Origin of the sequence: Microbaculum mangrovi (assembly GCF_051390635.1) — a bacterium.
Lineage (GTDB): Bacteria > Pseudomonadota > Alphaproteobacteria > Rhizobiales > Tepidamorphaceae > Microbaculum.
The window spans coordinates 1,089,537-1,113,647 of the sequence record NZ_JBPODT010000002.1 but is presented as its reverse complement, the minus strand read 5'-3'; the positions used below and the strand labels follow the sequence as shown (position 1 = coordinate 1,113,647).

The window sequence follows — 24,111 nt, the reverse complement described above, 5'->3', positions numbered from 1 at the left end:
TGCTGCGAGCCGGTTTGGCGGCAATCTGCATGACCGTGGATTTTCTGCCAGTCGCGCCATATATGCTGCCCGGCTCCTGATCCGGAGCCTTTTGTGAAAGGGGTGGGCGATGGCGAAACGGGATATCGCGCTGGTCATCCATGACGGGGTGCAATCCCTCGACGTGGCTGGTCCCCTCGATGTTTTCGCGGAAGCAAACGGCTTTCTGGCCGAGGGCGAAGGGTATCGCTGCCTATTGCTCGCCGGCACCACGGCGCTGATCCGGGCATCCAATGGAACCCCGATGGCCGCGCATTTGAGTTTCGGAGACGCAGCGCGCGTTTTTCACACCGTGCTCGTCGCCGGAGGGCCCGGACTTCCTGAGGGGAGCGAGGACGCAACCATGTCGGCCTGGCTCCGGGATTGGGGTGTAAGGGCCGAGCGATACGGATCGATCTGCACGGGTGCCTTCGCGCTCGGCCGTGCCGGGCTGCTGGATGGCCGTCTCGTCACCACACATTGGCAGAATGCCGCCTGCCTGGCCGAGACGTTTCCCGCCGCGCGTGTCGAACATGATCGCATTTTCGCCCGCGATGGCCGGCTGGTGACGTCTGCCGGCGTGACGGCGGGTATCGATCTCGCGCTTGCGCTTGTTGGCGAGGATCATGGAGAGCATGTCGCGCTTGCCTGCGCGAAGCGCCTCGTGGTCGCGGCGCAGCGCCAAGGCGGGCAATCCCAGTTCAGCCCGTTCCTGCTTCCGCGGAGCGATCCGGCAACGCCGCTGGGGAAGGTTCAGGCGTATGTCATGGAAAACCTGGATGAGCCTTTTCCGGTCCGGCGTCTCGCCGCCATCGCCGGCACGAGCACACGCAGCCTTGCCCGGCTGTTTGTGCAGGAACTTGGCATAACCCCGCACGAATTCATAGAAAACATCCGCCTGGATCATGCGCGCAACCTGCTCGAGGCGTCCGATCTCGCCTTGAAGGCAATCGCGTTCGATTGCGGTTTCGGCAGTCCGGAACAGATGCGGAGCGTCTTCCAGCGCCGTCTCGGGCTAAGCCCGCTTCGCTATCGCGAGAGTTTCCGGACGGGGCGGCCCTGTGCGGATTGAGACACTTCTCCGGAATCGGAGGCTGGTATCGGCAGGAACGCCATCGCCGTACGACGCGCGAATTGCGCCACGGCGCTATGATCGCACTCAGCGCATGATCAGTACCGGCACGCGGCAGGACCTGATCATCTCGGTTGTCGTGGAGCCGATGATGAAGGAGCGGACGCGCGAATGCCCGTAGGCGCCCATCACGAGCAGTTCGTGTCCCGAGGCCTGCGTCAGGTCGGCGAGCACCGTTTCCGGTTCGCCGCTGCGAACCAGGAGCTTCGCCTCGAAGCCCCCTTCCCTCAGCGTCGCCGCCGCTGAATCGAGCGACGCGCGGATCTCCGGCGTTTCCTTGCCGGCATAAACCAGCGAAACCTCTAGCCCTGCGAACAGTGGACTGCGCGAGATGTAGTCGATCGCTTTCAGCGACGAGGCGCCGCCATCGAAGGCCACCAGAACCGTCTCGATCGGCCTGAAGGCGCGATTGGCGATGAAGACCGGCTTGCGACTGGCCCGCACGACGCGTTCCAGGTTGGAGCCCAGGTGGTCCATCGCGTGGCCCGCCGCCTCTCCGCGCTTGCCGATGACGATCATCTCGCCCTGCTCTTCCTTGGCGGTGACGGTTTCCACCAGGTCGCCCCGGCGCAGGCGGGTTTCCACGGCAGCGACGCCGCCATCGCCCTGGATGATGGCTTTCGCGTCATCCAGGATCGCGCGCCCGAGCTCGTGCGCCAGTTTGGCCCGCGCCGCGTCGAGGTCCGAAAGCTGCTCCAGCAGCGCCGTGCGCGCGCCCAGCCGGATCGCGCCGCTCAGGTCCTGCTCGCCGATGCCGTCGCGGCGGCCCATGACGTGGTAGATCTTGACCTTCCAGCCGTTCCTGCCGGCGATCCAGGCCGCATGGCGACAAACGCTTTCGGAATAGACCGAGCCATCCACGAGAGCGATCAGTGTGTCGGTTGTCATCGCTCGATCCTTCCTCAGTGACCCATCAGTTGATCCATCGCGCCCGGCTTGTCATGGACGGCAAGCCTGTCGACGATGGTCTCGGAGGCTTCGTTGAGCCCGATGATTTCGACGTCGGCCCCTTCCCGGCGGAACTTGAGCACCGCCATGTCCAGCGCGGCAACGGACGAGATATCCCAGATATGGGCGCGGCTGACGTTGATGGTGACCTTTTCCGGCGCCTCCTTGAAATCGAAGGCTTTCATGAAATCCTCGGAAGACGCGAAGAAAAGCTGGCCTTCGATCACATAGGTGCGATGGCTGCCGTCCGGCGTGATGTCGGATGTGACGCGGAAGAGCTGCGCGATCTTCCAGGCAAAGAATATGCCCGAGAGTAGGACGCCCACGAGCACGCCGATGGCAAGGTTGTGGGTGTAGATCACGAAGACGACCGTCGCCAGCATCACGACGGAGGAGGATTTCGGGTGCTCGCGGAGGTTCTTGACCGACGACCAGGAGAAGGTGCCGATCGAGACCATGATCATGATCGCGACCAGGGCGGACATCGGAATGATCGCCACGATGTCGCCGAGCGCCACCACCATGATCAGCAGGAAGATTCCGGCGACAAAGGTCGACAATCGTCCGCGTCCGCCGGATTTCACATTGATGATCGACTGGCCGATCATGGCGCAGCCCGCCATGCCGCCGATGAAGCCGGTGGCGGTGTTGGCGATGCCCTGCCCGATGCACTCCTGATTGCGGTCGGATGCGGTGTCGGTCAGGTCGTCGACGATCTGCTGGGTCATCAGGCTTTCGAGAAGCCCCACGACCGCGACGGCTAGCGAATACGGGAAGATGATCGACAGCGTTTCGAAATTCAGCGGAATGTCGGGGATCAGGAACACCGGAAACGTGTCGGGCAGGTCGCCCATGTCGCCCACGGTGCGGACGTCCCAACCCATCGCGACGGTCAGGATCGTCAGCACGACGATCGTGACGAGCGGCGACGGGATCGCCTTGGTCACCATCGGAAACAGATAGATGATGGCAAGCCCGGCCGCGACGAGCGGATAGGTGAGCATCGGCACCTTCGAGGGATCGAGCTCGGGCAACTGCGCGACGAAGATCAGGATCGCGAGCGCATTGACGAAGCCGGTCATCACCGACCGGGACACGAAGCGCATGACATAGCCGAGTTTCAGAAAGCCGGCCCCGATCTGCAGCAGGCCGGCGAGAACGGTCGCGGCGAGCAGGTATTCCAGCCCGTAGTCCCGCACCAGCGTCACCATCAGCACGGCCGTGGCCGCGGTCGCCGCCGAAATCATGCCCGGCCGGCCGCCGGTGATGGCAACGATCACGGCGATGGAAAAGGACGCGTAGAGCCCGACCTTGGGGTCCACCCCCGCGATGATGGAAAACGCGATGGCTTCGGGAATGAGCGCCAGGGCGACGACGAGGCCGGATAGCAGGTCACCGCGGATGTTGTGCATCCACTGATGCCTGTATTGGGAAAGCGAGATCGTGAACAATTCAATATCCTTAGGCCGCAAGCTTCCGCTCGCGGTCTCGACGGGTTTTGTCTGTTTGGAATTGTCCGGCGGATCGGCGGCCGGAATAGCCAGCCGGGAATCTCACCCGGCTCCATGTTCGTTGCCCACGCTCTTAGCCAGTCCGGTTGCGAATGCCAACCGTCAATGCAGAGATACTGTCGCCGGGCCGTCAACGGCTTCCGATCCGCTGGCGCTATTCAGGGGCGTTATTGCTCCGCCAGGGCTGGAGCGCAAAATAGTCAGGGACAGAACGGCCGTTTGGAACGCGCAACGCCATAGGCGCAATCGCGCTTCTCGCGAGCGCGGACTCAATCCGGCTGCCGCGTTTGCCTATATGGCGAGCCGCGCAGACGCCGATCGCTAGACCTTCAGCGTGCGGCGACCTCCGCAGCGCCGCCTACGAGCGCACCGGCGAAGGCGCTGCCGACGACGAAGCGGCTTGAGTCGCGATCGACGACCGTGCGTCCGTTGAGGACGACGCGACGGATGCGGGAGGGATCGCTCAGAACCGAGATGTCGGCCAGCGGATCGCCGTCGACAACGACGAGGTCGGCCAGCTTGCCGGGCTCGAGCGTGCCCACGCGATCATCGAGTTTCAGCATCCGGGCGCTGTCGCGCGTCGCCACCTGGATCGCTTCTAGCGGCGTCAGCCCCATTTCCACCAGATAGACGAGCTCGTCGAGGTTCCGGCCGTGGCGCGTGAACGGAACACCGGAGTCGGTACCCATCGCGAGCTTCACACCGGCCTTGTGCGCCGCCTTGAAGCCGTCGACGTGGCGCTCGATGGCCGACTGCGCCTTGGCGACGGAATGGGCCGGGATGCCGGCTTCCGTGCCGTGCCGCACGACGTTGCGCACCGCCGCCGAGGTCGCTACCAGCGTGGTGCCGTTCTCCAGCATCAGATCGATGCCCTCGGCGTCGATAAAATAGGCGTGCTCGATGGAGTCGACGCCAGCCATCGCGGCGTTCTTGATGCCCTGCGCGCCGTGTGCGTGCGCCGCGGAGATCTTGCCCGCCTTGTGCGCTTCCTCGACCGCCGCCCGCATCTCGTCCACCGTGAGCTGCGGGCTTCCGATCTCCGTTCCCTGCGTGAGGATGCCGCCGGTCGCGATCAGCTTGACGTTGTCGGCGCCCGCCTTGAGCTGGGCGCGCGCGGCGCGGCGGGCGGCATCCGGGCCATCGACCTCGACACCGAGGAGCTGCCATCCATGACCGCCGGTCATGCACAGGGCACGGCCGCTGAGCACGAGCCGCGGTGTCACGCACAACCCGTCGGCGGCTGCCTGGCGCAGGGCGAAATCGATCTCCCCCGGGGTCCCGCAATCGCGCACCGTCGTCACGCCGCCGGCGAGCGATGCGAGCGCGTTCTTGGACGCGGTCATCAAGCCGACGAGTTGCGACCGCGGCGAGTTGAGCGCGACCGGCGCGGCAAGCGCGTCCATGGACAGATGCACGTGGCAGTCGATCAGACCCGGCAGAAGCGTGCGTCCGGCCAGGTCGACGACGTCCGCGCCGGACCGGGCGGCTGCCCCGACAGGTTCCCCCTCGCCCACCGCCTGGATGTGGGCGCCTTCCAGCGCCACGTAGCCGGTGAAGACCTTGCCGCCGCCGTCGACGATGCGGCCGTTGCAATAGACTGTGCTGTGGGAAGACGGCATTGGCATTCCTCGTTTGGTCTTGCGTCGCGGATCGCCTGCTCACTGGAGCATTTGCGCGGGGAGCCACAGCGACAGGGCCGGGATCGCGATCAGCAGCGCCATCACGATCAGGTTGCAGATGATGATCGGCACCGCGGCGCGCGTGATCTCGCCCATCGTCGTGTCGTGCAATATGCCCTTGGCAACGTAGAGCAGGATGCCGAAGGGCGGTGTGATCTGCGCCAGCTCGACGTTGATGAGCATTGCCACGCAGAACCAGATCGGGTCGTAGCCCAGCGCGGTGACCACCGGAATAAAGATCGGCACGGTCATCATGATCAGGGGAATGCCGCCGATCGGCCCGCCGAGGAACAGCGTGATCAGATGCATCATCACGATCACCCAGATCGGCGAAATCGGCAGATCGGTGGCCCAGCCGATCAGCTGCTGCGTCGCACCGGTGTAGGCGAGCAATTGCGTGAAGGCCTTCGACGCGGCCAGGATCGCCAGCACCATCACCGAGATGCGCAGCGTCGACATCAGCGCCTCGATGGTGACCGACCAGGTCAGCCGGCCGTAGCAGGCGGCCAGACCGAAGGCGCCGGCGGTGCCGAGGGCGGCCGCTTCCGTCGGCGTCGCCACGCCGAGGAAGACCACGCCGATCACCAGGAAGATGATGATGGACAGCGGCAGGATGTATTTCGCCGTCAGCATCAGGCGTTCGCCGATCGCGACCCTCTCCGAGGAGTAGGCCGGTGCGGCGCTCGGGTCGAAGCGACTGGCGAGCACGACATAGACGACGTACGAAAGGGCCAGCAGAATTCCCGGCAGGATGATGGCGACCAACAGCTTGCCGACCGAAACCGACGCGATGACGGCAAGGATGACGCCGAGCGCGCTCGGCGGGATCATGATCGCCAGGCCGCCGCTGCCTAGCAGCGGACCGATGCTCAGCGACTTGCTGTAGCCGCGCTCCTGCATGACCGGCGTCAGGGTGCGGATCAGCATCGCCGTTGTGCCGATGCTCGCTCCCGACAGCGTCGCCAGCAGCGTCCCCGAGCCAATCGCCAGGAGTGACAGTCGACCGGGAATGGCCCCCATCCACGTGTCGAGCGTGTTGATCATCTTCATGGCGATGCCTGTGCGGAAGAGCACCTCGCCCATCAGGATGAACAGCGTGATCGGCAACAGCACGAAGACCGAAAGGCTGCCATAGACGCTGTCGATCAACAGCTCGAAGCCGGCCTCGCCCATGAAGTAGCCGAGATAGATGATGTTGACGCCGAAGAACGCGAACACCACGGGAACGCCGAGCAGGACCAGAAAAAAGAAGGTCCCGATCAGCAAAAGGAATGCGACATACCACTCCATGCTGCCTCACACGTCCGTCGTGTCGTGGCGCGCGCCGGCGCGGTTGTCGTGCAACTCGCGGCGCATCGACCGCAGTAGCTGGATCAGCCACAGGAGGCTGCCGAACGGGATCACCGCGTAGATGTAGAAGAGCGGGACTTCGCGGATCTTGAAGAAGTCGTAGCTGTCGTTGACGTAGTTCTGCCAGGCGACCTTGGTCCCGTACCAGGTCAGAACCGCGGTCGTGAGAAGCGCCAGCCCCCAAGCCGCGGTGCGCGCCATAACGCGCACCGGTGCCGGGAACTTCTGCATGATGGAGTCGTCGTTGGTATGGCCGCCTTCACGCTGCAACCAGGCCACGCCGAGAAAGGTCAGGAAGACCAGGCTCCATTCGTTCAGCGAGGTCACCCAGCCGAACGAGAAGCCGAAGAAGTAGCGCACGATCACCTCGAAGGAGACGCTGATCACCTGGAACATGATCAGCGCGCACCCCACCAGCGCGAGACAATCGAGCAACCGGTCGAAGCTGCGCCCGAAGCGCGCGCCGATGCCCATGGCCGAGTTCTCCTTCGAGGATTGCGCCGACGACTATTGGCGTACGATCAGCGCCTTGATTTCGGCGATGCGGTCGGCACCGAGGATCTCCTCGAGCACCTCGAAGCGGCTTTCAGTGGCCATCTGGCGGAACTGTTCCGCTTCCTCCGGCGGCAGGTTCGTAAACGTCATGCCGGCTTCGGCCAGACGCTTGCGCTCTTCCTCTGCCATCTTGGCGACGATGTCGGCCATCTCGGCCTCGATCTCGATCTGGGCGTCGATCAGCACCGCCTGCAGCTCGGCCGGCAAGCTGTCGAACTTCTTGCGGTTCATCAGCGTGATTGTCGTGTGTGAGACCCAGAACGGGTCCGCGAGCATGTAGTCGGTGACCTCGTGCAGACCGAGGTCGTAGGCGAAGATGTTGTACGGCGCCGCAGTCACGATGCCGCGTTCCAGGCCACCGTAGATCTCCGAAATGTTCATGCCGATCGGATTGGCATCGAGTTTCCGAAAGAACCCGTCATAGCCCGAATGGGAACGGATCTTCATGCCCTCGAAATCGGCCAGGCTCTCGATCGGCTCCTTCGAGAAGATGAAGAAGCCCGACTGCGTGGCGGCGCGACCGATCACCTTGAGGTTGATCTTGCTGTGCGCGTCGTCGAGGAGCGCCAAATAGCCGTTCTCGCGTTCCTCCGCCACCGTGATGCCGGAAAGACCGAGCGTATCGACCTCGGGCACGAGCGCGGTATGCGCCGTGAACGTCATGGTGATGTCGGCCAGGCCCTTGCTCACGGCGTTGACCTGGTCGCCGACGGCGAACACCTCCGGCCCGCCGAGGATCTCGACACGCAGCTTACCCTCGCCCTTGGCGTTGACTTTGTCTATCCACGCCTTGAAGACGGCGATGCTGTCCTCGACCTTCGAGGGCGGCGCATAGGTCAGGGCCTTGAGGACGATCTCCTCGGCCTGGGCACCGGCGACGCCGGCCAGCACCACGGAAGCGGCTGTCAGCGATTTGATTGTCTGTCGAAGTCCACGCACGTTTATTTCCTCCCTGCTTTAAGGACTATGTTTCGGCGCTGCGCGCCGTTTTTCGTCAGGTCATCTGGAAGAGCGTCCCCGCTTCGGCCGAAACCGCGCGCCGAAAGATTTCCCAACCGATGACCACGTCGGTGCTCGCGATGCCGCAAACACCGACGAAAGTGCGCTCGTGACGGCCGGCCTTCGTCCCCCTGCCGGCTACCAGATTCTGGGTGCGCTCAATCCGTTCAGGGTCGAGCCGCGCCGCGGGGCGAGCCCGCGTGAGCAGCCCGGCCAGGTTCTCCGGATTGTCGGCAACGATCCGGTCCACCGCCGCCGGCACGTCGTCCTTCCACGCGTTCGTCAGGTCGAGCGGCACGAAGAAGCTACCGGGCGCCAGGCAGTCCGCCGTCACCGGCTGGCCGCCACCCGGCGGGACCGATGACACGATGATGTCGCTTGCGCGCGCTGCTTCGGCCGGTTCGTCGACCGGGACGATCTTCTGCGCAACCTCCCCGGCCAGTTCCTCGGCGAACCGCTCGCGCGAAGCGGCGGTTTTCGACGAAACGTAGACCGTGTGCAGTGACGGGAAGGCAGCCGCCATCACCCGCAGCGACCATCGTCCGAGCCCGCCGCAGCCGACGAGCGTCAGCGTCTCCGGCTCGCGCTCGATCAGCGCGCGCACCGCGACCGCCGCGCAAGCGGCCGTGCGCAGGAAGGTGATGTACATCCCTTCCATGATGCAGACGGGGTGGCCGTGGTCGGGATCGTTGAGGACGATCAGGCCAGTGGAATCGGCCATGCCGCCCTCGAAGTTACCGGGAAAATAGGACACCCACTTCATGCCGAGCGACCGGTTTCCCGCGACCCATGCGGGCATCGCGTGCAGGAAGCTGTCCGCGCGGTCGGGATGTACGCCGATCTTCGTAGGAACCTCGGTCTGGCCCTCGGCATCCAGACGGTAGGCCTGCTCGGTCAGGTCGATCACCTCGGAAAGCGACAGTCCGAGGGCGCGAATGTCCTGCTCGCTGAGAAGCCGCAGCGGCTGTGTCGACATCGTCACCGTTCAATTCACCTCGTAGAGTCGCCAGTCGGGTACCGGCGAGATGACTTCCGGGCCACCGGCCCGGACCACGACCTGCTCTTCTGGATTGACGAGCCCGTCCTCGCTCTCGATCTTCGGCTCGGGCGTCAGGACCATGCCCGCCTCGAGCACCGTCTTGTCCGTCCCGGAGATCGACGGCGGCTCGTTCTCCAGCCCGATCCCATGGCCGATTCTCTTCGCGGGGTGGTCGGAGTAATTGCGGAATTCCGGCCGGGCGGCCAGGCGTGCTTGCGAGAAGGCGAAGATCTCGCTGACGGGCGTGCCGGGCACCATCCGTTCGATGATCTCCCAGAGCAGGTCCCACATGCCGTCGTGCTCGGCCAGTTGGCGCGGCGACGGTTTGCCGAACACGGCGCGGCGGGTGATATCCATCCGGTAGCCGGAGACGCTGCAGCCGCCGTCGATGTACAGGACGTCGCCTTTCTGAAACGTCCGCCCCTCGCCGGTGGCGCCGAACACCATCGGCGGCTCGGAGGTAATGTCGGCCCCCTCCTCCGTATAGAACGCCAGCACCTGGCGCTGCACTTCGGGCACGGAGATCCCCGGCCGCAGCCCTTCGAACATGCGCTGCCAGGCCCGGCCGCCGATCGCGCAGGCCTGGCGCATGCAGTCGATCTCCCACTCGGACTTGATGAGCCGGCAGCCCCACAGAACCGGACCGGAATCGACGAAGCGCACTTTCGGCAACTGCTCGCGCAGCAACTCGTAATCGTCGTACGGTATGCCGAGCCATGTCTCGCGGCCGAGCTCGATCCCAAGCCGCCCGCTTTCCAGCCCGCGCTCGCGCACGATCTCGGCAACACCCCAGTCGACCCGCGGTGCGTCGGTGAAGGGGACTTCCGGGTAGATCCGGCGGTCCTGCACCCAGGAGGGAAACGGCATGTCGTAGAGCCGGCAGAACATCTCCGGACCGGACCAGGTGATCAGCGCCGGCTCACCCTCGAGCGGCAGGACGAAGATCGCCGGCCGCGACTTCATCCATGCCGGCACCTTTTGTCCGGTGAAGTAGCCGTAGTGCACCGGATCGGTGACGATCAGGCCGTCGAGCCCGCGCTCGCGCATCAGGTCGCGTGCCCGTGCGACGCGGTTGGGGTACTCGTCGGGGGGCATTGCTGACATGCGGTCTCTCACTGTCTCAAACGAACGTCAGCCATTCGGCGTGACGGTTGCTGCGGCCGTAGACCGTGGTGAAATAGGCTTCCTGGACCTGTTTGGTGACGGGGCCAGGCTTGCCGCTGCCGATCGGGCGCCGGTCGAGCTCGACCAGTGGCGTCACCTCGGCACCGGTGCCGACGAAGAACGCCTCGTCGCTGGTCAGTACGTGGTCGCGGGAGAACAGTTCCTCGCGCACCTCGAGGCCGAGCTCGCGCGCCAGCACGATGATCGTGTCGCGCGTAATGCCGTCGAGCAGATGGGTCAGCGGCGGCGTCACCAGCGCGCCGTTGCGCACCAGGAAGATGTGCTCCACAGACCCTTCCGCGACGTGCCCGTTGCTATCGAGCAGAAGCGCCTCGTCATAGCCGTCGCGGCGGGCCTCCGTGCGGGCCATCTGGAACAGCATGTAGTTGCCGCATGCCTTGGCCTTCGACATGTTGGTGTTGATGTGGTGGCGGGCATAGGTCGAAACCCGAGCGCGGCTGCCGTTCTCGATCGTGCCCTTGCCGACATACTCGCCCCAGAACCAGACAGCGATGGCGACGCTCACCGGACAGTCCTCGTAAGACAGTCCCATGCCGCCCTCGCCGACATAGGCGAGCGGGCGGATGTAGCATTGCTCGAAGCCGTTGGCCTTGATGACATCCCGCGTCCCTTCGATGAGTTCGTCGAGCGTGTACGGCAGGCTGAATCCAAGGATGTCGGCCGACTTTGCGAGCCGCACCATATGCTCTCGCAGCCGGAAGACGGCCGGGCCGCTGTCGGTCTTGTAGCAGCGTATGCCTTCGAAGACGCCGAATCCGTAGTGCAGCGTGTTGCTGACCAGATGAACCGTGGCGGCGTCCCATGGGACGACCTCGCCGTTGATCCAGATTTTTTCCGCTTTTTCCATAGCCGGACTCCGGTGTGGCAGTGAAAGAGGGGGGTGGAGCCGGCGTCAGCCGGCGAAACCGGTTTCGTCGACCATGGTCTGGCCGTCGATGACGACCAGACGGATGCGGCTGCGGTCCTGCAGGACCGTGATGTCGGCGAGAGGGTCGCCATCGATGACGACGAAATCGGCGCGCTTGCCCGCTTCGAGGCTGCCGATACGGTCGTCCATGCGCAGAAGCCGTGCACTGTTGAGCGTGGCTATGGAAATCGCCTCCATCGGCGGAACGCCCATCTCCACCAGGTAGACAAGTTCGTCGAGATTGTTGCCGTGGTCGGTGAAGGGAACCCCCGAATCGGTGCCCATCGCCATTTTGACGCCGGCCTTGTAGGCGCGTTTGAAACCATCGATGTGGTGAGCGATCGCGGCTTCCGCCTTCGCCACCACTTCCGGCCGGATTCCGGCGGCCACGCCATGCCGCACCACGTTGCGTACCGCAGACGAGGTCGCGACCAGATAGGTTCCCCGCTCGAGCATCATCTCGATGCCCTCGTCGTCGATCAGGTAGCCGTGCTCGATGGAGTCGACGCCGGCGCGAACGGCATTCTTGATCGCCGTCGTGCCGTGGGCATGCGCGCAGGCGGTCTTGCCGGCGCGGTGCGCCTCCTCGACGCCGGCGCTCATCTCCTCGACCGTGAATTGCGGTGCGCCAATCTCGGAGCCCGGCGTCAGGATGCCGCCGCTGGCCACCAGCTTGACGTTGTCGGCGCCCGCCTTGAGTTGGCCTCGCGCCGCCCGACGCACGCCATCGGGCCCGTCCGCCTCCAGGCCGAGACTCCAGCCGTGGCCGCCCGTCATGCAGATCATCACGCCGCTGAGGGCCAGACGCGGCGTTGCGCAGAGCCCCTGGGCCGCGGCTTGGCGCAAGGCGAAATCGATGCCGGCGCGCGACCCGCAATCGCGGATCGTCGTTACGCCGGCTGCCAGCGTGCGCCGCGCGTTGCGCGCCGAGCGCAGCACGGCGACCGCGTCGCTGTCGGCTGCCGCCTGGGCTCTCGGGTCGCTTACGCCGTCATTGCGCAGATGCACATGACAGTCGATGAAGCCGGGCAAGACTGTCTGGCCAGCCAAATCCCGCTGCTCGATTGAGCCGAGCTCTCCCGAAGGGGAACCTTCCCCAACGGTAGTTATTTTTCCGTCTTCTATAATAATGTGGCCGTGGAAACTGTTTCCGGTGCCGTCTATTATTTTTGCGTTTGTATAAGCGGTCGACAAATCCCTGCCCTTTTCCCATTCTTTTCTTTAAAGAGCTTTTGTTTGGCTCTTCGCGCCATATTGTCGAAAAGGGGGAACGATGCATAATGCCTTTTGTCGCCAAGGCCATAACCGTTCGGCATGACCTGCGGGAGGTGGGAGACCAGACGTCAATGATGGCGGGACAACCGTCGCGCGATTGCGGCCATGCATCTGCTCGCTGGGGTACTATTGCGTTTTGGTCGGGCTATACCGACAATTCCTCATGGTTCTGAATCTCCGCGAGTGCTCATGGATCTGAATCTGCGCGAAATCTCCTATTTTCTGAAAGTTACGGAACTCGGCAGCCTCGGAAGCGCGGCCGCGGCGCTCGCAATCAGCCAACCGGCTCTCAGCCGGGCGCTGAAGCGGCTCGAGAACCGCCTCGGTGGCGAACTGTTCGTGCGCCATGCGCTCGGCATGGACCTCACCGCTTTCGGTGAGGCATTCGTGCCGCATGCGCGGATCCTGCGCGCCGACGCCGACCGCACCATCGCCGACCTGAACCTGCTAAAGGGCGCCGCGCGCGGCGTGGCACGGGTGGGCATCGTGCCCAGCGCGGCGAGCTTTGTGCTGCCGCCGGTGTTCGAGCGCGCCCTGCGGCGGGCACCGGATATCGAGATCCACGTCGTCGAAGCGCCAAGCATGCAGCTCACCGCGGACCTCGAGCACGGCACCATCGATTTCGCGATCGCCAGCGCGCTGCCGACCCAGAACACCGAGACGATCGCGGTCAGCGAACTGCTCAGGGAACAGATGTTCGTCGTCGCGCGCCGAGGCCATCCCCTGGCGGGGGGCGATCCGTGTACGGTCGCCGACCTCATGCGCTTTCCCTGGATCGTGCCGGAGAAGGGAAACGCCATCCTCCTCGAGCTACGCAAGATGTTCATGCGTGCCGGCGTCGAGCCGCCACGCGCCAGCGTGGCGTCCAATTCCGTCCACACACTGAAACTGACCGTCGCTTCGTCGGACTTCCTTACGATGCTGCCCGCGATGGCAATCCGGCACGAGGAAGAGCAAGGTCTGCTCGCGCCGGTCACGACGGGGCTGCCGGATATTTTCCGCGACCTCTGTGTCCTGCGCCGTGCTGCGCGGCCGCTGCTGCCGGCTGCCAATCTCGTCCTGTCCGAGATCCGCGACCTGGTCGCCTCCGGCAAGGGGGCGCTGCAAGATCCCCTTGTGCGGCCGGACAAGGGTTTCATGGGCCAACCCAAGGAACGCGGGCCGGGCGTGTCCTACGTCAATGGTCTGCCGCACGCCGACCCGCGCTGACCGGTCGGTGTAACGCGCCGATCTACACCCCTTCGATTCGGAAGCCCGGTTGCCTCGGCGGCCACACCGGGCTCGGATTCCGGTTTTGCCGCCGGAAGGGCAAGCATCCGTGAGCGCCGCCGTGGTTCGGCGGCGCCAGCATGGTCCGAATGCTACTTGGACCAATCTCGGTCCTCAGCCTTATTTGACCGCGCTCTCATCCGAATGCGGTTGGACCCTCCACCTTTCGTTCGTTTCCGTAGCGAAAGGTAGGCTCGATCAATCGCATTCATCCCTGTTTTTGAAGAGCCTATCGGTCACAATTTGCAGGCGTTGTTTGCCGCCAATCGACATGTCGGTACTGAAGCTTCGGGTGTCATAGTTTGATCCCCTGTCAAGAAAACGGGGTTCGTTCACGCGTCGGCATATCGGCCCGGCGTGGTTTGCGGGTTGGATCGACCGCCCCCCGACCGGTACCGGCTGATGTCACGGCTCGAATGGGCCACGGATTGGCTGCCGCCAGATGGGTTCAGGGAGCGTAGAATGCGGCATCGAATTTTCACGTATTTCGGGCTGCTTTTTTCGCTGTTGCTGATATTCGCTTCCGCCGAAGCGAAGAAGCCCGTCGAATTGAAAAAATTCGGCGCCGAATTCACGGTTTCGAAGGAAGGGTATCGCCCGGACGTGGCCGAGTTGAACGACGGCGGCTTCGTTGTCGTCTGGCGTGCGGCCTCTCCAAATGGCGTCAAGGCCCAGCGCTACAACTCCCAGGGCAAGAAAGTCGGCGGCGCGATCGATGTTATCAGGGACTCCCAGGAATTCCTGAATCCGGTCGTTTCAGGCTTGGCAAACGGCGGGTTCGTCGTCGCCTACGAGTACGATGACGGATCCGGGCTGGGCGTCTACGTTCAGCGTTATACGGCTGACGGCAAGCAGGCCGGAAATCCTGTCCGGGCGAATACGTATCGGCTGAACGATCAGTATTATCCGACGATCGCGGGACTGAAGAACGGCGGTTTCGCCGTCGTCTGGAGTTCCCGCTATCAGGACGAGGCCTACGCGGCGATCATCGGGCGGCTGTTTTCCAAGGCCGGCGTCCCCAAGGGGGGCGAATTTCGCGTCGACACGACCTATCCGAACTTTTCGCACGAATATCCGGCCGTTGGCGCGCTCAACAAAGGCGGTTTTGTTGTTGCATGGAATGCAAACGGGGCGATTCGCGCCCAGCGCTACACATCGAACGCCAAAAAGCGCGGCAAAAGCGTTCTCGTCAGCCCATCCGAGACGATCGGCCGGCTCTTACCCGATCTAGATGACCGCCCTGCGGACGAGGCCGGTTCCCGCCAGGCCGCCCAGATAATTCCGGATGTCGCCGGAACCGCCAAGAAGCGCTTCGTCGTCACCCGCGAGGTGCTGACCGCAGACGGTGACGGCACCCGCCCGGGCGTGTCGGCGCAGCGCTACAAGAGGACCGGACGGCCGCTCGGCGACCGTGTCGTGGTCAACAAGAAAGCTGCCGGTTTCCAGGGCAATCATAGTGTCACGGGTCTCAACAACGGCGGATTTGCCATTGTTTGGGACGGCGAGAACGTTGTTCATGGCCGGATCTTCAATGGCAAGGTCAGGAAAGCCAGCAAGGTTTTCAAGATCAACAAGTCCGACGTTCCGTCCGAGGCACTTCCCGCCATCGCCGCCCACGGACAGACCGGCTTCGTCGCGGTCTGGTGGTCGGGTGAAGGAATCAAGGGGCGACGCTTCGGCGGATTGCAGGATCCCGGCAAGGACGGCAAACGCGGGCCCAGGGGCGCGAGGACGAACGACGGTTCGCGCGACGACGCGGATGCCAGCATCGTTTCCGTGATCGAGGCGTCCCACGTCAACCGGATTGTTCTGGAAAACGAGCTTCCGGGAACCCCCCGCTCGGTCTGGGGCGTCGATGGCGACGGAGACGAGAACATCCAGGGTTTCGCTACCGACATCAGCGTCAATGTGGGCGAAACGGTCGACTTCAAGATCAACACCAATTCGACCAACTACCGGATCGACATCTATCGCATCGGCTACTACGGCGGCGACGGCGCTAGGCTCGTCGACTCGATAGTCAGGCAACTGGCGCAGCCCCAGGTGCAACCTGCCCCGCTCGTCGAAGCCGCCCGGGGGCTGGTCGATGCGGGCAACTGGGCCGTTTCGGCGAGTTGGACGGTTCCGACGGATGCGGTGTCCGGCATCTACTTCGCCCGGCTCGAGCGCCAGGACGGGACACCCGGGGTGAGCTTGACTCCGTTCGTCGTGCGCGACGACGGGGCGGCCACGGATATCGTGTTCCAGACCTCGGATACCACCTGGCAAGCGTACAATGCCTGGGGCGGCGCAAGCTTGTATGAAAACCAGCTGCAGGGCGGGACCGACAGCCGCGCCTACGCCGTCTCCTATAATCGGCCGTACAAGATCAATACGAGTGTCTATGGCGGGCCCTGGGACTACATCTTCACCGGCGAGTATGCGGCGATCCGTTGGCTGGAGCGAAACGGTTACGATGTCTCCTACATCTCCGGTGTCGATGTCGCGCGGTCGGGCAACCTGCTTCTAGACCACAAGGTGTTTCTCTCGGTCGGTCACGATGAATACTGGTCGGCCGAACAACGCGCCAATGTCGAGGCCGCCCGGGATGCAGGGGTGAATCTCGCATTCTGGTCCGGCAACACGTCTTTCTGGAAAACGCGCTGGGAACCGAGCATCGACGGTTCGGGAACCGACTTCCGCACGCTGATCACCTACAAGGAAACCCGTGCGAATACCGATATCGATCCGAGCCCGATAGCGACGGCCACGTGGCGCGACCCAAGGTTCCAGGATCCGGGCCAGGAGCCGGAGAACGCGTTGATGGGAACGATGTTCACCGTCGACAGCTACCGCACCGACTCGATCGATATTCCCTACGAGATGTCGCGGTTCCGGTTCTGGAACAACACGTCCATCGCCGGGCTGCAGCCCGGCCAGACGGCGACGCTTGTGCCCCCGCTCCTCGGATACGAATGGGATTCCGACGTCGACAACGGCTATCGCCCGGACGGCCTCGTCAACCTGTCTTCGTCAACGGTCTCGGTGAACACCTATCTTCGTGACTACGGTTTGACGACCGGCGACAATCCGGCGGTTCCACACAGCCTGACCATGTACCGTTCGCCCAGCGGAGCCCTGGTCTTCAGCGCCGCGACCGTCTATTGGGCCTTCGGGCTGGATACCGAGCACGATGCCGACCAGATGCCGGCAGATCCCGACATCCGCCAGGCCATGGTCAACATGTTCGCCGACATGGATGTGCAGCCGGCCACGCTCGACCCATCGCTGGTTCCGGCGGTTGCGTCGACCGACCTGCAGGCCCCGGCTTCCACGATCTCGACGCCCACGGCGGGTGCGAGCTTTGTCGAAGGCGAGCGCGTCACCATCACTGGTACCGCCACCGATTCCGGTGGCGGCAGGGTCGCCGGCGTCGAGGTCTCGGTCGATGGCGGCGAGACTTGGCACAAGGCGACCGGCCGCGAGGCGTGGTCCTATGTCTGGGCGGTCCAGGCGGCCGGCAACTACACGATCCAGTCGCGCGCCGTCGACGACAGCTACCGCGTCGAGACGCCGGCCGCTGGCCAACAGGTTACCGTCGACCTGCCGGAGACGTCGAGCCTCTGGACGCTTTCGGCCAAGCCCGACGAAGAAGCCGTGATGGATTATGCGCGGTTGGAGTTAGGCGTGCGGTTCAGCGCGTCGACGTCGGGCAGCATTTCCGCAATACGCTTCTACAAGGGGCCGTTGAACATAGGCACCCACATCGTTCGCCTCTGGACCGGAACGGGCACGCTCCTCGCTACGGGCACGTCAACGAACGAACCCTATAGCGGTTGGCAGAGCGTATTGCTGGATACTCCAGTCCAGATCAACGCGGGCACCACCTACGTGGCGTCCTATTCCTCGGACGGGCTGTATTCCACCACCAGCAACTATTTCGGCACCACCTATAATCGCGGGCCGCTTTCGGTGCCGGCGGGCGGCAGCGTCTATGCCTACGGTCCCTCCGGCACGTTCCCTCAATTCAGCTACCAGAACGAAAACTACTGGGTCGATGTGGTCTTCGAGCCCAGCGAGCCCACAGTCAATCAGTCGCCGGTCGCGGTGAACGACAGCGGCTTTGCCACGTTGCAGGACACGCCGCTGGCATTATCGGCGGCGCTGCTGCTCGCCAACGACAGCGATCCGGACGGCGACACGCTCACCGTCACCGGCGTTTCGGCGCCGTCGAACGGCACCGTGTCGCTCAATTCCGGCACGGTCACGTTCACGCCCGCGACCGGCTATACAGGGCCTGCCGGCTTCACCTACGCGATTTCCGACGGACGCGGCGGCACGGCATCGGCGACTGTGGCGCTGACGGTGACGACGGTGACGCCACCGGGCGAAGGCATCAGCCTGTTCGCGCCCACCGACACGCCTGCCATCCTGGCCGACGTCGATCCGAGCCCGGTCGAGCTCGGCGTCAAGTTCACCACGTCCACCGCCGGTACGGTGACCGCGATCCGCTATTACAAGAGCGCCCTGGACACCGGCACGCATGTCGGCTCGCTGTGGACAGCGGGCGGAACGCGGCTGGCGCAGGTCATCTTCACCGGCGAGACCAACTCCGGCTGGCAGCAGGCGACGCTGGCGAGCCCGGTGCCGCTGACGGCGGGAACGACCTACGTCGTCTCGTACCATTCCAACGGACGCTATCCGGCCACGGCGAACTTCTTCAACGGCGCCCATACGAACGGGCCTCTGACCGCCCCGTCGAGCGCGGCGTCGGGCGGCAACGGCGTCTATCTCTATGGTTCGGGCGGCTTCCCGACGCAGACCTACAGCGCGACGAACTATTGGGCCGACATCGTCTTCGTCCCGGCGGCGGGCAGCAACCAGCCGCCGGTCGCGGTGAACGACAGCGGCTTCACGACGTCGCAGAACACGCCGCTGGCGCTGGCGACGTTAACGCTGCTCGCCAACGACAGCGATCCGGACGGCGACACGCTCACGGTCACCGGTGTCTCGGCGCCATCGAACGGTACGGTGGCGCTCAATTCGGGCACGGTCACCTTCACGCCGACGGCCGGCTATACCGGCCCCGCCGGCTTCACCTACGCGATCTCCGACGGTCAGGGCGGCACGGCGTCGGCTACGGTATCGCTGACCGTCTCGCCGGCCGCCAACCAGCCGCCGGTCGCGGTGAATGATAGCGGCTTCACGACGCCGCAGGACACGCCGCTGGCGATGTCGGCGGCGCTGCTGCTCGCCAACGACAGCGACCCGGACGGCGACCCGCTGACCGTCACCGGCGTTTCGGCGCCATCGAACGGCACGGTGTCGCTCAATTCCGGCACGGTCACGTTCACGCCGGCGACCGGCTATACCGGGCCTGCCGGCTTCACCTACGCGATCTCCGACGGGCGCGGCGGCACGGCATCGGCGACTGTGGCGCTGACGGTGACGACGGTGACGCCACCGGGCGAAGGCATCAGCCTGTTCGCGCCGACGGACACGCCTGCCATCCTGGCCGACGTCGATCCGAGCCCGGTCGAGCTCGGCGTCAAGTTCACCACGTCCACCGCCGGTACGGTGACCGCGATCCGCTATTACAAGAGCGCCCTGGACACCGGCACGCATGTCGGCTCGCTGTGGACAGCGGGCGGAACGCGGCTGGCGCAGGTCATCTTCACCGGCGAGACCAACTCCGGCTGGCAGCAGGCGACGCTGGCGAGCCCGGTGCCGCTGACGGCGGGCAACACCTACGTCGTCTCGTACCATTCCAACGGGCGCTATCCGGCCACGGCGAACTTCTTCAACGGCGCCCATACGAACGGGCCACTGACCGCCCCGTCGAGCGCGGCGTCCGGTGGCAATGGCGTCTATCTTTACGGTTCGGGCGGCTTCCCGACGCAGACCTACAACGCGACGAACTATTGGGCCGACATCGTCTTCGTCCCGGCGGCGGGCAGCAATCAGCCGCCGGTCGCCGTGAACGACAGCGGCTTCACGACGTCGCAAGACACGCCGCTGGGGCTGTCGACATCGACTTTGCTCGCCAACGACAGCGACCCGGATGGCGACACGCTCACGGTCACCGGTGTCTCGGCGGCTTCGAACGGTACGGTGGCGCTCAATTCGGGCACGGTCACCTTCACGCCGACGGCCGGCTATTCCGGCCCCGCCGGCTTCACCTACGCGATCTCCGACGGTCAGGGCGGTACGGCGTCAGCCACGGTATCGCTGACCGTCTCGCCGGCCGCCAACCAGCCGCCGGTCGCGGTGAATGACGGCGGCTTCACGACGTCGCAGGACACGCCGCTGGCGCTGTCGGCGGCGCTGCTGTTAGTCAACGACAGCGACCCGGACGGCGACCCGCTGACCGTCACCGGTGTCTCGGCGCCGTCAAACGGCACGGTGTTACTTAACTCCGGCACGGTCACCTTCACGCCGGCGACCGGCTACACGGGGCCTGCCGGCTTCAGCTACGCGATCTCCGACGGGCGCGGCGGCACGGCATCGGCGACAGTGGCGCTGACCGTCTCGCCGGCCGCCAACCAGCCGCCGGTCGCGGTGAATGACAGCGGCTTCACGACGCCGCAGGACACGCCGTTGGCGATGTCGGCGGCGCTGCTGTTAGCCAACGACAGCGACCCGGACGGCGACCCGCTTACCGTCACCGGTGTCTCTGCGCCGTCGAACGGCACGGTGTCACTCAACTCCGGCACGGTCACCTTCACGCCGGCGACCGGCTATACCGGGCCTGCCGGCTTCACCTATGCGATCTCCGACGGGCGCGGTGGAACGGCGTCGGCCGCGGTGGCGCTGACGGTGACGACGGTGACGCCGCCAGGAGAAGGCATCAGCCTGTTCGCGCCGACCGACACACCCGCCATCCTGTCCGCCAACGATCCGAGCCCGGTCGAACTTGGCGTCAAGTTCACCACCTCCAGCGCCGGGGCCGTGACCGCCATCCGCTACTACAAGGGTGCCCAGGATACCGGCACGCATATCGGCTCGCTGTGGACATCCACGGGGACGCGACTGGCGCAGGTCACCTTTACCGGAGAAAGCAGCTCCGGCTGGCAGCAGGCGACGCTGGCGAGCCCGGTGCCGCTGACGGCGGGCACGACATACGTCGTCTCGTACCATTCCAATGGGGGCTACGCTGCCACGCTCAGCTATTTCACGACGGCGCGTACGAGCGGTCCATTGACCGCCCCGTCGAGCGGATCGTCGGGCGGAAACGGCGTCTATCTCTACGGCTCGGGCGCGTTCCCGACGCAAAACTACAACGCCGCGAACTATTGGGTAGATGTGGTTTTCGAACAGAGTTCGAGCCAGAGTGCGAGTCTGGACTGAGCGGGCAACGGATCGGGATCGGCGGCAGCGTCGAAGCATCGATGCCGGGCGCAATTCGATGCACTGTCTCCACCGCATCGCCATCTTCCTGAGCGCATTCATTTTTTGCGGAATCGCGGTTGCGGCTGAGGGAGGTCCGCGGCGTCCCTCGCCGCTCGACGACCCGGCATTCTTTCCATTGGCCGTCTGGCTGCAGAACCCGGCCAATGCCCGCACGTATCGGGACGCCGGCATCAATACCTATGTCGGCCTTTGGGGGGGACCGACGGCAGCGCAACTCGCCGAGCTGAAACGGGCCGGCCTGTTCGTTGTCGCCGAGCAGAACGACATCGCCCTTTCGAGCCCCGACAAAGACATCATCATAGCCTGGATGCATGGCGACGAACCGGATAATGCGCAACCTTTGCCCTTCAAACTGGGCTACGGGCAGCCGATCCCCCCGGACGAGGTCGTAGCCGACTACGACGAAATGAAGCGGCGCGACCCGACCAGGCCCGTGTTTCTGAACCTCGGTCAGGGGGTCGCCTGGGATGGCTGGTACGGCCGCGGTGCGCGAAGCGGCCATCCCGAGGACTACCCTCACTACGTAAAGGGCGGCGACATCGTTTCCTTCGATATCTATCCCGTGGTCAGTCCCCACCCGGAGGTCGCCGGAAAGCTCGAGTTCGTCGCCCGCGGCGTCGCTCGTCTCCGCGGCTGGACGGGCCCCGAGCAAATCGTGTGGACCTGCATCGAAGCCAGCCGCATCGGCAATACCGAAAGAAAGCCATCACCGGAGCAAATCCGGGCCGAGGTCTGGATGGCGCTGGTCCATGGCTCTAAGGGGCTGATCTACTTCGTTCACCAGTTCCAGCCGAATTTCGTCGAGGCGTCGCTGCTCCAGGATCGAGAACTGTTCGATGCCATCGCAGGGATCAACAAGCAGATACTGGACCTTGCTCCTGTCCTGAACTCTCCCTCGATAGACGATTCCGTCGAGATCGAAACGGAAGCGGGCTCTTCGGCGGTAGCCGCGATGGTCAAGCGGCACGACGGCGTCCTCTATCTCTTCGCAGTCGCCATGAGCGATCGCGGGGCCAAGGCCACGTTTTCGCTTCGGCAGGCCGAGCAGTCCAATGTGGACGTGATTGGCGAGGGGCGGTCGATCACCTTGTCGAGTGAAGCGACTTTCAAGGACACATTCGAACCGTACGCGGTCCATCTCTACAGGATCGACTGACGGTCCGTCTTCACCTGCGCGGTTTGCGGCCGGGTTGCCATGTATCCGGGACGCGACCAACTCAATGAGCGGCCGTCATTACTTCGTCGAGGCGGCGCTTAGTCGCCGCATAACCCGCTGTTTTTGGCAATAGTGCTGTGAACATGCGCCTGATTGTCGCACCCCGGGGGCTGTGGTAGCGTTTTCAATTCGCGATCGGACCAGCCTTATCGGTCTTTACCGTCCATGTCCGGCCGGCCCGGGGTCACGGCAGGTCCCCGCCGCAACCAGACATCGAAAGACAATGCGTGAAACGGACGGTTGAAGTCCGAAGCGGTAGCGGAATCGCGGGGAAACGAGGCAGTCGCCACGTAAATCGGGCGATCCCTCACATAAGTCAGACGGGGAGGAAATATGCTGAAAAGACTGATCCTAGGCAGTTTCGCTGTCGCCGCGCTGGCATTGCCGGCGCAGGCGCAGGTCAAGGTGAAACTCGAGCCCTTCGTCACCGGCGTGAACACGCCGCTGGCAATGGTACAGGTGCCCGGCGAGAACCGCATGTTCGTCATCGAGCAGTTCGGCCGCGTCCGGGTTATCGAAAACGGCGAGCTGTTGCCCGAGCCGCTGATCGATATCCGCAACAAGCTGCCCAAGCTTTACTCGGACTTCGACGAGCGCGGCCTGCTCGGCATCGCCTTGCATCCCGACTTCGCCAACAACGGCAAGTTCTATCTGGCCCACAGCACGCCGGTCGATTTCCAGCTCGATCTGGCCAAGGAGTTTTGGTGGGACCACACCAACGTGGTCGAGGAATACCAGATCTCCTCAGACGACCCGAACGTCGCCGACGGTTCGACCGTGCGTAAGATCTCGTCGATCGATTGGCCGCAGTTCAACCACAACGGCCACTGGATCGGCTTCGGTACGGACGGCATGCTTTATGTCTCGACGGGCGACGGCGGCTACGCCAACGACTGGGGTATCGGTCACAACGTGACCGAGGGCAACGGCCAGGACAACAGCCAGCTGCACGGCAAGATCCTGCGTGTCGACGTCGACAATCCGTCCGAGGGCAGGCCCTACGGCATTCCCGACGGCAACCTGGCGGCCGGCAATCCGGACATCGCGCCGGAGATCTGGGCGACGGGCTTCCGCAATCCCTGGCGGTGCTCGTTCGACATGGCGGACGGCCGGTTGTTCTGCGGCGACGTGCAGCAGAACTCCTACGAAGAGGTCAATATCGTCGAGGCCGGCAAGAACTACGGCTGGCGCAAGATGGAAGCCAACCACTGCTTCGACTACGTCAATCCGAACGACCATCCGGCCGAATGCGGTGACACCTCCGGGTTCACCCCGCCGATCCTCGAGTACAACAACTGCACCGCCAAGCCGGACGGCTGCAAGGGCATCTCGGTGACCGGTGGCTTCGTCTACCGCGGCGCGCACGAGCCGTGGAAGGGCAAGTACATCTTCGGCGACTGGTCGAAGAACTTCGGGGCGATGGACGGCCAGATCTTTGTCGCTTCAGAGGGGTCCGACGGCACGTGGACGATGGAAGTGGCCGAAGTCGAGGGCATGGACAGCATACCGTACGTCCTGGCCTTCGCGCAGGATGCCGCAGGGGAAGTCTACGCCCTGACGTCGATCACGACCGGTCCGGTCGGCAGCCTCGACACGATCTACAAGATCGTGCCGGCGAACTGATCCGAGCGACGGCTCG

15 protein-coding genes and 1 other annotated feature are annotated in these 24,111 nt (G+C 64.4%); of the genes, 5 read left to right on the top strand and 10 right to left on the bottom strand.

Annotation, left to right across the window (positions count from 1 at the left end; genetic code table 11):
- Nucleotides 1-109 precede the first annotated feature (109 nt).
- Nucleotides 110-1,090: a GlxA family transcriptional regulator gene (locus ACSF9G_RS11590; protein WP_436641655.1), complete on the top strand. Its 981-nt coding sequence runs from the start codon at nucleotides 110-112 to the stop codon at nucleotides 1,088-1,090.
- An 87-nt stretch (nucleotides 1,091-1,177) separates the two neighbouring features.
- Here the strand turns inward: ACSF9G_RS11590 and ACSF9G_RS11585 are convergent, their stop codons facing one another.
- The 10 genes from ACSF9G_RS11585 to ACSF9G_RS11540 all read right to left on the bottom strand — a co-directional run bounded on the left by ACSF9G_RS11585 (nucleotide 1,178) and on the right by ACSF9G_RS11540 (nucleotide 12,373).
- On the bottom strand, nucleotides 1,178-2,038 hold the full coding sequence (locus ACSF9G_RS11585) for a universal stress protein (protein WP_436641653.1): 861 nt from the start codon (nucleotides 2,036-2,038) through the stop codon (nucleotides 1,178-1,180).
- Nucleotides 2,039-2,052: 14 nt separating this feature from the next.
- The gene (locus ACSF9G_RS11580; RefSeq protein WP_436642138.1) at nucleotides 2,053-3,510 is read right to left on the bottom strand and encodes a SulP family inorganic anion transporter; all 1,458 of its coding nucleotides are present in this window, start codon (nucleotides 3,508-3,510) and stop codon (nucleotides 2,053-2,055) included.
- Between the two features lie 98 nt (nucleotides 3,511-3,608).
- Nucleotides 3,609-3,666: a sequence feature (sul1 is cis-regulatory element that is thought to sense ions involved in sulfur or methionine metabolism; They are found in Alphaproteobacteria), on the bottom strand.
- A 272-nt stretch (nucleotides 3,667-3,938) separates the two neighbouring features.
- Nucleotides 3,939-5,228, bottom strand: coding sequence for a metal-dependent hydrolase family protein (locus ACSF9G_RS11575; protein WP_436641651.1), 1,290 nt, complete (start codon nucleotides 5,226-5,228; stop codon nucleotides 3,939-3,941).
- 39 nt (nucleotides 5,229-5,267) lie between these two features.
- Nucleotides 5,268-6,578, bottom strand: a complete 1,311-nt coding sequence (locus tag ACSF9G_RS11570; protein WP_436641649.1) for a TRAP transporter large permease — start codon at nucleotides 6,576-6,578, stop codon at nucleotides 5,268-5,270.
- A gap of 6 nt (nucleotides 6,579-6,584) precedes the next feature.
- On the bottom strand, nucleotides 6,585-7,112 hold the full coding sequence (locus ACSF9G_RS11565; protein WP_436641647.1) for a TRAP transporter small permease: 528 nt from the start codon (nucleotides 7,110-7,112) through the stop codon (nucleotides 6,585-6,587).
- 33 nt (nucleotides 7,113-7,145) lie between these two features.
- Nucleotides 7,146-8,132 carry a TRAP transporter substrate-binding protein DctP gene (gene dctP, locus ACSF9G_RS11560; protein WP_436641645.1) on the bottom strand — a complete coding sequence of 329 codons (987 nt, stop codon included), beginning with the start codon at nucleotides 8,130-8,132 and terminating at the stop codon, nucleotides 7,146-7,148.
- 55 nt (nucleotides 8,133-8,187) lie between these two features.
- On the bottom strand, nucleotides 8,188-9,168 hold the full coding sequence (locus ACSF9G_RS11555; protein ID WP_436642136.1) for an ornithine cyclodeaminase family protein: 981 nt from the start codon (nucleotides 9,166-9,168) through the stop codon (nucleotides 8,188-8,190).
- Between the two features lie 9 nt (nucleotides 9,169-9,177).
- Nucleotides 9,178-10,335 carry a M24 family metallopeptidase gene (locus ACSF9G_RS11550; RefSeq protein WP_436641643.1) on the bottom strand — a complete coding sequence of 386 codons (1,158 nt, stop codon included), beginning with the start codon at nucleotides 10,333-10,335 and terminating at the stop codon, nucleotides 9,178-9,180.
- Nucleotides 10,336-10,351: 16 nt separating this feature from the next.
- Nucleotides 10,352-11,263 carry a branched-chain amino acid transaminase gene (locus ACSF9G_RS11545; protein WP_436641641.1) on the bottom strand — a complete coding sequence of 304 codons (912 nt, stop codon included), beginning with the start codon at nucleotides 11,261-11,263 and terminating at the stop codon, nucleotides 10,352-10,354.
- 45 nt (nucleotides 11,264-11,308) lie between these two features.
- Nucleotides 11,309-12,373, bottom strand: coding sequence for a metal-dependent hydrolase family protein (locus ACSF9G_RS11540; RefSeq protein WP_436641639.1), 1,065 nt, complete (start codon nucleotides 12,371-12,373; stop codon nucleotides 11,309-11,311).
- A 330-nt stretch (nucleotides 12,374-12,703) separates the two neighbouring features.
- Here ACSF9G_RS11540 and ACSF9G_RS11535 point away from each other — a divergent pair, with 330 nt between their 5' ends.
- From ACSF9G_RS11535 to ACSF9G_RS11520, 4 genes are all read left to right on the top strand, one after another.
- Nucleotides 12,704-13,807, top strand: a complete 1,104-nt coding sequence (locus ACSF9G_RS11535; RefSeq protein WP_436641637.1) for a LysR family transcriptional regulator — start codon at nucleotides 12,704-12,706, stop codon at nucleotides 13,805-13,807.
- 522 nt (nucleotides 13,808-14,329) lie between these two features.
- Nucleotides 14,330-21,193, top strand: a complete 6,864-nt coding sequence (locus ACSF9G_RS11530; RefSeq protein WP_436641635.1) for a DUF4082 domain-containing protein — start codon at nucleotides 14,330-14,332, stop codon at nucleotides 21,191-21,193.
- Complete coding sequence (locus ACSF9G_RS11525; RefSeq protein ID WP_436641633.1) at nucleotides 21,147-22,412, top strand: hypothetical protein; 1,266 nt, start codon at nucleotides 21,147-21,149, stop codon at nucleotides 22,410-22,412. The genes ACSF9G_RS11530 and ACSF9G_RS11525 overlap by 47 nt, the downstream gene beginning before the upstream one ends.
- A 393-nt stretch (nucleotides 22,413-22,805) precedes the next feature.
- Nucleotides 22,806-24,095, top strand: coding sequence for a PQQ-dependent sugar dehydrogenase (locus ACSF9G_RS11520; RefSeq protein WP_436641631.1), 1,290 nt, complete (start codon nucleotides 22,806-22,808; stop codon nucleotides 24,093-24,095).
- Nucleotides 24,096-24,111 lie beyond the last annotated feature (16 nt).

Coding starts and splice junctions, on each gene's coding strand:
- ACSF9G_RS11590 (WP_436641655.1), top strand. CDS start 110: ATGGCGAAACGGGATATCGCGCTGGTCATCCATGACGGGGTGCAATCC.
- ACSF9G_RS11585 (WP_436641653.1), bottom strand. CDS start 2,038: ATGACAACCGACACACTGATCGCTCTCGTGGATGGCTCGGTCTATTCC.
- ACSF9G_RS11580 (WP_436642138.1), bottom strand. CDS start 3,510: ATGCACAACATCCGCGGTGACCTGCTATCCGGCCTCGTCGTCGCCCTG.
- ACSF9G_RS11575 (WP_436641651.1), bottom strand. CDS start 5,228: ATGCCGTCTTCCCACAGCACAGTCTATTGCAACGGCCGCATCGTCGAC.
- ACSF9G_RS11570 (WP_436641649.1), bottom strand. CDS start 6,578: ATGGAGTGGTATGTCGCATTCCTTTTGCTGATCGGGACCTTCTTTTTT.
- ACSF9G_RS11565 (WP_436641647.1), bottom strand. CDS start 7,112: ATGGGCATCGGCGCGCGCTTCGGGCGCAGCTTCGACCGGTTGCTCGAT.
- ACSF9G_RS11555 (WP_436642136.1), bottom strand. CDS start 9,168: ATGTCGACACAGCCGCTGCGGCTTCTCAGCGAGCAGGACATTCGCGCC.
- ACSF9G_RS11550 (WP_436641643.1), bottom strand. CDS start 10,335: ATGTCAGCAATGCCCCCCGACGAGTACCCCAACCGCGTCGCACGGGCA.
- ACSF9G_RS11545 (WP_436641641.1), bottom strand. CDS start 11,263: ATGGAAAAAGCGGAAAAAATCTGGATCAACGGCGAGGTCGTCCCATGG.
- ACSF9G_RS11535 (WP_436641637.1), top strand. CDS start 12,704: ATGCATCTGCTCGCTGGGGTACTATTGCGTTTTGGTCGGGCTATACCG.
- ACSF9G_RS11530 (WP_436641635.1), top strand. CDS start 14,330: ATGCGGCATCGAATTTTCACGTATTTCGGGCTGCTTTTTTCGCTGTTG.
- ACSF9G_RS11525 (WP_436641633.1), top strand. CDS start 21,147: ATGTGGTTTTCGAACAGAGTTCGAGCCAGAGTGCGAGTCTGGACTGAG.
- ACSF9G_RS11520 (WP_436641631.1), top strand. CDS start 22,806: ATGCTGAAAAGACTGATCCTAGGCAGTTTCGCTGTCGCCGCGCTGGCA.